Origin of the sequence: Dyella sp. (assembly GCF_035508675.1) — a bacterium.
Lineage (GTDB): Bacteria > Pseudomonadota > Gammaproteobacteria > Xanthomonadales > Rhodanobacteraceae > Dyella_B.
The window spans coordinates 1-10,959 of sequence record NZ_DATJMN010000078.1 but is presented as its reverse complement, the minus strand read 5'-3'; the positions used below and the strand labels follow the sequence as shown (position 1 = coordinate 10,959).

The window sequence follows — 10,959 nt, the reverse complement described above, 5'->3', positions numbered from 1 at the left end:
CGGGGCGCTGTGCAGTGCCGGTGATTTGCAGGCCCACTTGCTGGCCTTCATTGACGGTCGAGTTGGGTTGCAGGCTGCGTATGGCCTTGATGTTGAGGCCAGGGTTGTCGATTGGTGTGCTGGCGAACAGCAGTTGCCCCTGCTGAATCTGCAGGTTTTGCCCGTATGCTTTATAGGTGCCGTTGACGGTGACCTGCCCTTGCCCGGTGGTGGGGCGGCCGGGGCGTTCGTCGACGGTGATGATGCCGCCCAGGTGACCGTCCAGCCCCATGCCGACCAGGTGCGCGCGCTGACCGAGATCGACCTTGATCGACGCATGGATCGGTATGGCGCCGCTGCCGGCGGCAGCTTGCGGTTCGTCGACGACAACCACGTCTGGCGATGCCTTGTTGACGCCGCCGCCCGGCAGCTTGTCGAGATTCACGTCGGCATTGTCCAGCCGCACGGAGCCGGTAGCCTGCAGGCCTTGCGCATCGTGGCGCACGAGCAGGTCCGGAGTCACCACGACCTTTGCGGCAGGGATATCGACGACGGTGACGGTATTGCCTTTCAAGGTGATGGCGGTCGCTGTCTGGGTATCCAGCGCCGCGGTGCCGTTGATCGTCAACGCTCCCTTGCCGGATTGCACGCTGCCATCGAGGTTGAGGACGCGCGCATCGTTGGTGCTGGCAACGAGGCGTCCATCGGTCAGCTTCAAACCCGCATCGGGCACTTCGGCGGCAAAGCCGTTGATGGCCGCCTGGCCGGTGATGTCCGGCGTGGATAGCGTGCCCCCGAGCCGGAAATCGCCATCGATGCGTCCTTTCACGTTGGCGAGTTCGTCCGTGAACAGGCTGATGAAGGCGAGATCTTCCAGATGCAATCCAACCTGGCCGCTAAGTGCCTGCTGTTTGCCGGTCACGGCGATCTGGCCATCCAGACGGCCATTCCCGTTGATGGAGGCATGCAGGGTGGCTTGCTGGTTGTCCGGCGCGAGCGTGGCATTCACGGCGAGTTGCTTGTACGACAGCAGCGGCTGGTCGGGATGCTCGTTGTAGGTGATGCGGCCCTGCGCCGAGGTAATCGAGGCATTGCCGGTCAGCACGCCGGCTGCCGTGCGCTGTATCTTGCCGCTGCCTTCCAGTGTGCCCTCGGCGCTGATCGGCATGCTGGTGCTGCCGGCAGCGCTGGCGATCAAGGCCAGCGGCACCGCCTGCAGGCGATAGCCGGCATCGAGGTTGCCGCCCTTGTCGAGCTTGCCGTTGACGCAAAGCAGCGGCTCGCCTGCGGTGAGGCACAGTTCGCCTAGGCTGGCGCTGCCGCTGTCCCAGCCCAGCGGCGTGGCTTGCTGCAAATGCCAGCGCGGCAGGCCCTGGACGTCCAGCGTGAGCGAGGACAGCGTGCCGTTCCAGTTGCTGCCTTTCAATGCGCCGCTCAATGCCAGCGAGGTGGAAATGGGCGTCCCTTGCGCATCGAGGCTGAGTTCGTGCCGGGCCGACGTGCCCTGGCCATTCAGGCGGATCTGCTTGAACGCCAGGCCCCCGACATCGGCGCCTGTCGCATGCAATTGCAGCTTGCCGCCAAGCGTGCTGACGTCGGGAATGTCGGCTTGCAATTGCAGTTGCTGCACACGCTGCTGGTCCCAGGCCAGCGACTGGCCTTGCAGTGTGCCGTTCACCGCCAGCTTGGGGTAGTTGCCTCGCACGCGGAATTGTCCGTTGAGCGTACCTGCCGCTTGGGGCAGCCAATCGTTCAACGAAGCGATGGCCAGCGTGACATTCGCATCATTGCTGTTTCCCGGACGCGCCTGCAGCTTCACCGTGCTGCTGCCGGAGGCGAGGTCGAGCGTGCCATCCACGACATGGTTCGGCGACAGATGCAGATGGCCAGTGCCGCGCAGTTGGCGCTGGCGCAGTTGGCCGTCCAGCTTGCGCAGTTCGAGCGTTGCGTCAGGGCCGTTCCGGGTCAGCTTGCCCTGGGTGACGAGATCGGCCTCCAGCGATCCCGGCCAGTCGGCAAACAGCTGGCCGGGATCGAACTTGCTGGCACTGGCCTGCAATTGCCAGGCGAGATCGGGCTGCAAGACGAGCGTGCCCTGCGCGTTGAAGTTGCCTTGCGGTTGCAGCAGGCGCAGCGTATGCAACTGGATCTGCTGTGGCGTTCCATCCAGGTTGAGCGTGAGTTTGGCCGGCTTGCCGGGTGGGCCAATGGTTACATCGCCCTCGGCGTGGTAGGCATCCGCGCTGCCTTTGGCCGCCAGGCGTCCCTGGCTGACGAGCACTTGCCCGATAAGGTCCGCCGGTAACGCGACATCCTTCCAGTCGATGGCGAGATCGGCGCTCAGCGGGTGCGCGTCAAGTTGAACCGTGCCGGTGGCCTGGACCACGCCTTTGATCTGCGGTGAAGCAATATGCAGTTGCTGCAAGTTCAGTTGCTTGAAATCCTTGTCGAAACTCGCTTGCAGTGGCTGCAGCATGAGCTGGTATTGGTTGAGATCCAGCTGGCCGGTGAGCGTGCCGCCTTGCTGGTTGCCGTTGCCTTGCAGGTGTGCGCCGAGCCGCGTGATCGAGCTTTGGCCCAGCAGGAACGCGGGGTCGAAGGCGGGGGCATCGAGGGTGGCGGTCCATGCATTGTTGTTGCGCTGGTCCAGCGCCAGTTGCAGTTGCGCAGCCATGGGTTGGGTCAAGGCCACGTGCAACTGCGCGTTGCGCCCATTGCCCCGGGCGTCGAGCGTGCCGGCGTATTCGGTGCCGCCGATTTTCCATGCCACCTCGGCATGGCCATTACCACGATAGCGGCGGCCAGTACTTAGTTGTCCGATGAGATCGACATGGCCGTCCGGCGCACGCAGGGCCAGTTGGCTTGCCGTGATGCCGCGGTTGGTCCAGCTGCCGGCAAGGTCGAGCTGATCGGCAGCGAACAGCGGTTTGCCGTCTTCCTTGATCGTGACCGGGCCGACGTGCACGCGATCCAGCATTAGTGCAATCGGTGGCTTCAGCGAAAAAGTAGTGGATGACGCGCTCTCCTGCGTCGCCGGCAATGCCACGGCCACGCGGTCGACACGAAGATCGACCACATGCAGACGCTTGTAGAGCAGGGAGGCGATATTCCAGTTGAGGTGCACGCGTGTGATGGCGACGTCCGTACCCTTGCCGTCGTCATAGCGCAGCCATGCGATATCGATCGGCCCGATCAGGCGCCCCTCTGCCTGTTGCACTTGCAGTGCGCCATGCATGAAGCCCTGCGCTTGCGCCAGGGCGAAGCGCAAGCCTGAACCGGTGCATAGCAGCCAGCCGAGGCCGCCTGCCACGGTCACCACAAAGGTGCAGACGATGAGGGCGATCAAGCGCAACCAGCGGCGGCGGGGGCGAGGAGCTGTGGGCGGTGTCGTATTCATATGCTCAGCCTCACAGATCCGGGCCGATCACGAGATGCAATTCCACGCCGTGGCGCTGCGCATCGTTGATGGGCGTGCCCACGTCGACGCGAATCAGCCCGACCGGAGAACGCCAGCGTACGCCGATACCGGTGCCGATCTTGGGATGCACGTTGACGCCATTGAAGGCATTGCCGGCGTCGACGAAGGTGGCAATGCCCCAGCGTGGCGTGAAGTAATGCTCCAGCGTGGCGCTGCCGATCACCAGGCTGCTGCCGCCGATCACGCGGTTGTAACTATTCTCCGGGCCGATGGATTGATACCCATAGCCGCGAACGGATTGATCGCCGCCGGCGAAGAAGCGCAACTGTGGCGGCAGCGCGTCGAACTGATTGGTCCACACGTGGCCGAGATCGCCGCGCAGGATCAGGCGATTGCTGCGCCCGAGCGAGTGAATCCATTTGCCGCTGGCGGTGATTTCGCTGAAACGTGCGGTGGAAAGCAGGGTGCTGGCGGTACTGCGCACGTCGAAGTTCAACGACCAGCCGCGACGCACGAAATCGAAATTGTCGGCCACCTTGCGGCTCAGCGAACCTTCGGCGTAGAGCAAAGTGCTGTGGCCATGCTCCACGCCGGGTGTGCTTTCCGGTTCGTTCGGCGTCTTGCCGACGCTGAAGGTGCCGGTCAGGGCGTGTACGCCCACGGTGCGCACCCATTCGTGCCAGAGTTCGCTTTGGTTGGCGACCAGTTCGAGCGTGCGCGATTGCGAGGTGACGGTATTGGCGTCGCGGTAGTTGGCGCCGAAGTTGAGGCTGCGTTGGTTGTCTCCCGGCAGCGGAATGGTGTACTGGGTGGAGAGCGTTTTCAGTCGTTGCGCCAACACCAGATCGTTCTTCCACTTGTGGCCGTAGCTGTTGACCCATCGATAGGCCACGCCGCCGCGCACACCCACGCCAGTGTCGGTGCCGACGAACAGGCCGCTGGTGTAGATCCTGCGCTTGGCCGGCGCCAGCTGCACCTCGATGTCGACCACGCCATCCTTCGCCTGATCGGTTTCGGGGATGACGTTGACGACCGAGAAATAATCCGCACTGTTCAGCGCTTGCTGCAAGGTGAGCAACTGGTTCTGGTCGAAATAGTCGCCAGCCTTGAACGGCACGTAGCGTTGCAGGAAATCCGGCTGGAACTGCGAGCCCTCGAAGCGCACCTGCCCGTAGCGGTAACGACGTCCGACGTCCCAGGCCAGATGGATGGCGGCGCTGTGCTCGCCGCGGTTCACTTCCACGCGATGGACGGTGAGTTTTGCGTCGAGATACCCATTGGCCGTGAGGGCGTTGTTCAAGGCGTCGCGCGCGGCACCGTAGGCGGCATCGTCAAGGCGCTGGCCCTTGAGTTTGTCGATGCCGCGCCGTGCAGCCCGGATCGGCTGTAGCGCGGCGGCGGCCGGATCGAGCTGGATATCGACGGAGGTAACTTTCACCGGTTCGCCGGGAACGACGTGCAGGGTGATGCGCCAGTCCTTGCCGGCCTGCTCGATTTTTCCGGTGACGCGCGCGTTGTAGTAGCCGTAAGGCCGCAGTGCGTTGTCGACTTCGGTATCGGCGCGCTCGTACAGGCGATGAACTTGCGCTTCGCTGACGTCGCGCGCGGCATATTGCGAGAGACTTACGCCTGCCACCACCGCCGCCTTGAGCGGATCGTCCACGCCATTGACGACGAGCTGTACCCCCGCATGGCTCAACGCGGGAACAAGCAGCAGTGGGAGCAGGCTCAGATAATGGCGAATCCGGCGCATGCGTTAGGGTTCCATCCTCGACTGGGCATCGCAAGGGCCAGCTTAGCGAGGTGGGTGTGCATCGCGCATTAAGGCGGTTCCTATTTTGCGGTGAGTGTTGGCTGGCAGGCGGGACAGCACGAGCTGTGTGTGGCCGTCATGCCGTGGACGGGCATGGCGGCCATGGCCGTTTGCGCATCAACCCGCTTTGTCCCCGGACTTGTGCGCAATCCACGCGCCCACCAGCGCCGAGAAATACGGAATCGACTGCGCGGCCAGGATGAACATCCACAACTGGCCTTCGGTGAAGTGCGCCGCGGTGCTCTTGGCCATGCCGATGATGCACAGCATGAGCGCGATGAACATCAGCATTTCCTCGCGCACCGGCGTAAAGGCGGCGAAGTTGCTGCCGCCCAGGCGGCGGCTCTTGGCGGTGACCACGAACGAGGTTTTCTCGCGCGTAAGGCCGTGCAGGATGCCGCGTGCGATGGCATGGCTCAAGCTCATGCTGGCCAGCGAGGCCATGATGGTGTCGTACCAGCTGCAGGGCACGCGCGCACGGTACAGCACGATGCCGAAAATGGCCTTGGCGAAGAAGAAACCAATGATCGGGACCAGGAACAACTGCATCGGCAAGCTGAAAACCTGCGGCAGGCCGACCATGCCGGCGGTCCAGAAGATCGCCATCATCGTGAAGATCAGGTGTAGCGCATCGGCGAACCAGCTGAACCAGCCGGTGAGGAAGTGAAAGCGCTGGCCACCGCTCAACGGTCCCTTGCGGGTCATCCAATTCCAACGGCCCTTCAGGATCTGCATGGCGCCGAACGCCCAGCGGTAGCGCTGGCTCTTGTACGCCTTGAAGTCGGCCGGGGTAAGGCCCTTGCCCATCAACTCGTCGACATAGACCAGCTCGTAGCCGGCGTGCATCAGGCGCAAGCCCAGTTCCGCGTCTTCGCAGATGGTCCATTCCGACCAGCCGCCGGTACCTTCCAGCGCTGAGCGGCGCACCATGGTCATGGTGCCGTGCTGGATGATGGCGTTGCGCTCGTTGCGATGATGCATGCCGATGCGGAAGAAGCCGTCGTATTCCCACGCCGTCATGCGGCGGAAGCGGTTGTGCTCGAAGTCGCGGTGCGCCTGCGGGCATTGCACCACCGCCACCTTCGGGTCGTGGAAATAACCGGTGAGCGTACCGAGCCAGTCCTTGCGCACCACGTAATCGGCATCGATCACCGCCACCACGTCGGCCTTCGGACTGGTTTCCTTCAGGCCGAAGTTCAGCGCGCCGGCCTTGAAGCCAGGCCAGGGTTCCAGGTGGAAGAAGCGGAAGCGGGGGCCGAGTTTTTCGCAGTACTCCTGCACCGGCTGCCACACCGCCGGATCCTTGGTGTTGTTGTCGATCACTAGCACTTCGAAGTTTTCATACTCCAGCGCGGCCAGCGAATCGAGCGTGATGATCACCATCTCCGGCGGCTCGTTGTAGCAAGCCAGGTGGATGGAGACGAAGGGTTGCTGCGCCGCCGGCTCCGGTGCCAGCAGGCCGGCATGGCGAATCCAGCGGCGCCGCCACAACACTTCCGTGAACTCGAAGCCGTTGATCAACAGGATCGCCAGGATCGCCACCTGGGCCGGGAACAGCAGCACCAGCATGCTCCAGTCGATCCAGCTCAGATAGAAATTGAACGGCAGCGTCACCGACCACACGATCAGCCCGCAGGCGAGCTGGATCAGCACGTCGAAGAACAGCCGGCCCGTCAGCCTGAAGCGCCGATAGCCGATGCCGAACCAGATCATCGGCCCCAGCGCCAGCAGGCTGGCGGCCAGCGCCTTCCACGGCCAGCCGGTGTCTTCCGTCACCGGGCCGGTGAACGGGAACTTGAGCTGACGGTCGGCGTTGAACACCCCCCAGTAGGCACCGGTGCGGCCTTCGCCCAGGGCGTCCTTCCACGGCTGGTCGAAGGCTTCGAACAGGTAGTAGTCGACGTGGTTGCGCTTGGCCCAGATCAGCCATTCGCGGTCGAAGATCGCCTCGTTGGAGATGGACGGATAGGCTCGTTCGCGGCGGTCCCCGTTGGATGGCCAGCCTATCTCGCCGACCACCACGTGCTTGTTGGGAAAGCGCTGCTTGATGGCGTTATAGGCACCCTCGGCCGCTTGCAAAGCGACCGAGTAGCGGACGTCGCTCGACACCGGCAGACCGTTCCAGAACGGGAACAGGTGGATGGTGATGTAATCCACGTGGTCGGCCAGTTGCGGATACTTCAGCCAGATGTAGTCCGGTTCAGCGATCGACACCGGCTGGCGGATGTGCGCGCGCGCGCGGTCGAGATACGTGATCATCTTGTCAACGGGCAGGTTATTGCGGAACAACACCTCGTTGCCCACCAGTACGCGCTCGATGGTGTCCGGGTAGCGCCGCGCCAGCGCGATCAGCGCGTCCAGTTCCTTCTCGTTGTTCTCCAGGCGGGTGTCGATCTCCGCACCGGCCATCACCTTCAACCCCTCTTTTTGGGCCAGGCGGAACACCTGAGGATTGAGCAGGGTGGAATAGGTGCGAATGCGGCCGGTGTACTGATGCAGCAGCTTCAGGTCACTGGCAATCTCATCATCGCTGGGAAAGCTCTGGTTGAACGGGTTCTGGTAGCGCTGGAAGAACGAAACGGAGAAGCCGTTGATCTGCCCGTGCCAGTCCTCCGGGCCATGCGGGCGGTTGCCCCACCACCACAGGCCGATGTTCAACGCGGCAACCACGAGCGCCAGCAGGATGGCAGAGATGATCGATGATGGGCCGGCCTTGCTTGGATTGGGTGTCGCGCTCAAGAAAATCCCCGTCAAAGAGGCCTCTTTCGAGGCATGTGAAGCCCGTGGAGCTTAACCAATTAACGGGCGTCGGCTCAATAAATTGCGCCGGGAGTGGTCAGCACGAGGTCAGGGCTGGCGTGGGTCGGGCACCATGCCGGCCGGGACGCTCCGAACGTAAAGAAAACTTCATGCATCCCTTGATTCGCCAGGGCGGCGAATCTCAGCGAGTTCATGCTTAAGGCAACACTGAAGTAAGTATCGTCGTCATGATGTCTGGAAGGCTCGCAGGGTGTGCCGCGTGGCGCCGGGGGAGACTGGCCGTCTTGCCAAGCCGCGCGGCGCAGCCTGTGGACCTTCCAGACATCACCCCTCCTTGATCAAGGCTCCGAACTTAAGGAAAGGCTCCATGCACTCTTTGATTCGTCACCCCGGCGAAGTGCGCGCCGGGCACGTTCCAGTGAAAACTATATGGGTCTTCAGATAAAGCGAGTAGGTATCGGCCAGCAGTTTGGAAAGCTGCTTGGCGATGGTGTCGGTCCCGCTTGGCGATGCTGATCACTATGCCTGGAAACCAAAGGTGCAGGGGATGTCCGGCATGTCCAAGTATCATTGCACGCTATGTCTCAGTCTTCCGTTCATACCGATCACGAACCTCGTCTGCGTGCGTTGCGTCAGGCACTCGGTCATGTAAGCAGTCGTGATTTTGGCCGCCTGCTGGGTCGATGGCGTGTGCTGTCGCGGCGCCCGGATGCAGCAAAAATCGAAACACTGGCGGCTGATATCGCCGCCTCGGCCGACCGCAGGCAGCGGCGTGCGCAAGCCAAGCCGCCGATCCGCCTGGACGAATCGCTGCCGATCACCGCGCGCGCCGACGACATCGTCAAGCTGATCCGCGAACACCAGATCGTTGTGATCGCGGGCGAAACCGGCTCGGGCAAAACCACGCAGCTACCGAAGCTCTGCCTGGCGGCTGGCCGCGGTGAAGCCGGCATGATCGGTTGTACGCAGCCGCGCCGGCTGGCTGCGCGCTCGGTCGCGCGCCGCGTGGCCGAAGAATTGGGCACGCAGCTGGGCGACAAGGTCGGCTTTCAGGTGCGCTTCAACGATCAGGTTTCCGAGCAGAGCCTGATCAAGTTCATGACCGACGGCATCCTGCTGGCCGAAACGCAGAACGATCCCTGGCTGTCGTCGTACGACACCATCATCATCGACGAGGCGCATGAGCGCAGCCTCAACATCGATTTTCTGCTCGGCTATCTCAAGCGACTGGCGGCCAAGCGGCCGGAGCTGAAGATCATCGTCACCTCCGCCACCATCGATACCGCGCGCTTCGCCGAGCACTTCGGCAACGTGCCGGTGATCGCAGTGGAAGGGCGCGCCTATCCGGTGGAAGTGCGCTGGCGTTCCGTGGACGAGGTGGCGGCACGCCGCGGTCTGCGCAACAGCGAACTGCAGCAGGGCAGTGCGGAACACGTGGCCGCAGTACTGGATGAGATTACCCACGACGATCCGCGCGGCGACGTGCTGGTATTCATGCCCGGCGAGCGCGAGATCCGTGATGCGCACTTGCTGCTGTCGCGCCGGCAATACCGTGAAACGGACATCCTGCCGCTGTATGCGCGCCTGTCCGCTACCGATCAGGATCGCGTGTTCAAACCCGGACCCAAGCGCCGCGTGGTGCTGGCCACCAATGTTGCGGAAACCTCGCTCACCGTGCCGCGCATCCGCTATGTGATCGACACCGGCACCGCGCGGGTGAAGCGCTATAGCCAGCGCAGCCAGCTTGAGCGTTTGCATGTGGAGCCGGTTTCGCAGGCGGCCGCCGATCAGCGCAAGGGACGTTGCGGACGCGTGGGTCCAGGCATCTGCTATCGCCTGTACGACGAGGCCGATTACGCCTCACGCGTGGCCTACACCGATCCGGAACTGCTGCGCTCCTCGCTCGCCAACGTGATTTTGCGCATGCTGTCGTTGCAGTTGGGCGAGGTGGATGAATTCCCGTTCCTGGAATCGCCCGATCCGCGCGTGGTGGCGGATGGGTATCGCCGACTTGCCGAAATCGGCGCCATCGACGAGCGGCGCCAGCTCACGCCCATTGGTCGCACGCTTTCCCGCCTGCCGATCGACGTGCAGCTGGCGCGCATGCTGGTCGAGGCGCATGCGCTGGGCAGCCTGCGCGAGTTGCTGGTGGTGGTGGCCTTCCTCAGTATCCAGGACCCGCGCGAGCGTCCCGCCGAGGCGCGCCAGCAGGCCGACGCGGCGCACGCGGCGTTTGCCGATCCCAAGTCGGACTTCGTCGGCGTGCTGAACCTGTGGCGCGAATACCACAGCGTGCATGAGGAGCTGACGCAGTCGAAGTTGCGCGACTGGTGTTCGCGGCATTTCCTGAGCTTCCTGCGCATGCGCGAATGGCGCGAGCTGCATCGGCAGTTGTTGTTGGTGACGGAGGAGTTGGGCTGGCGGCTGCTTGCTCCGTCTTCCGCATCTGGGGGAGAGGCGAAAGCCTCGCGCGAAGCCAAGCAGGTGCGGGAAAAGAGCGCTGAAAAGCGCCGTACAGCCAGGGTTTCCGGCAAGACCCAGCCCCTCACCCCAGCCCTCTCCCCCGTTATTGATCAAGGATGGGGGAGAGGGGGCGAGAGCGAAGCCGAGCGGCAATACGAGGCCGTGCATCGCAGCTTGCTTGCCGGCCTGCCGACCCAGGTCGGCCACAAGGACGAAAAAAGCCTCTACCGCAGCACGCGCGAACGCCGCTTCCAGGTCTTCCCCGGGTCGGCCTTGGCCAAGACGCCGCCCAACTGGCTCTTCGCCGCGCAAATTCTCGATATCGGCGGCCGCGTGTGGGGCATGATGTGCGCGCGCGTGGAGCCGCTGTGGATCGAGCAGCAGGCCGCGCATTTGTTGCGCAGCAGCTGCCGCGATGCGCACTGGTCGCGCAAGCGCGGCACCGTGGTGGCGTACGAGCAAGTCAGCTTGTTCGGCCTGGTGCTGGTCGAGCGCCGTCCGGTGACGTTCCAAAAGCAGGATCCCG

General features: G+C 63.5%; 4 protein-coding genes. 1 reads left to right on the top strand and 3 read right to left on the bottom strand.

Features of this window, described 5'->3' with window-relative positions:
* From VMA74_RS04570 to VMA74_RS04560, 3 genes are all read right to left on the bottom strand, one after another.
* Positions 1-3,376, bottom strand: a 3,376-nt coding sequence (locus tag VMA74_RS04570; RefSeq protein WP_325365253.1) for a translocation/assembly module TamB domain-containing protein, incomplete at its 3' end; no start/stop codon positions are given.
* A 10-nt stretch (positions 3,377-3,386) separates the two neighbouring features.
* A complete protein-coding gene (locus VMA74_RS04565; protein ID WP_325365251.1) occupies positions 3,387-5,150 on the bottom strand; it encodes an autotransporter assembly complex family protein in 1,764 nt (587 codons plus the stop codon).
* Positions 5,151-5,327: 177 nt separating this feature from the next.
* Entirely contained in the window at positions 5,328-7,949 is a 2,622-nt protein-coding gene (locus VMA74_RS04560; RefSeq protein ID WP_325365250.1) for a glycosyltransferase, read from the bottom strand.
* A 600-nt stretch (positions 7,950-8,549) separates the two neighbouring features.
* On the opposite strand from VMA74_RS04560, the gene hrpA reads away from it, so the two are divergent.
* A partial coding sequence (gene hrpA / locus VMA74_RS04555) for an ATP-dependent RNA helicase HrpA (RefSeq protein ID WP_325365249.1) occupies positions 8,550-10,959 on the top strand: 2,410 nt, incomplete at its 3' end.